General features: G+C 74.0%; 1 protein-coding gene. It reads right to left on the minus strand.

Features of this window, described 5'->3' with window-relative positions:
- Positions 1 to 229 (minus strand): hypothetical protein (locus Ga0451573_RS19470; RefSeq protein ID WP_231685858.1); only part of this gene is annotated, 229 nt, incomplete at its 3' end.
- Between the last annotated feature and the right edge of the window lie 17 nt (positions 230 to 246).

Here is a 246-nt window from a genome sequence, read left to right on the forward strand (position 1 = left end):
GGGCCAGCACTTCGCCATCGGTGCGCTTGCTGCGCACGTAGCCGCCGGGTCCGTAGAAGCGGCCGCACACCGCCCTGGGATTGACCACCACCGAGGGCGCCCCGGCTGCCTGCAGGTTCTGGCTGAGCGTGGTCAGCCCGGCCAGCACCGGCGCCAACCCCGGGTTGGTGAACAGGCTCGAGCAAGGCCCGCCGAGCACGCCGTTGGCGACCGGCAGGTCGGTGCCCACGCGCCCCACCTGGGCGC

Source organism: Phosphitispora fastidiosa (genome assembly GCF_019008365.1).
Classification (GTDB): Bacteria; Bacillota; Thermincolia; order Thermincolales; family UBA2595; genus Phosphitispora; species Phosphitispora fastidiosa.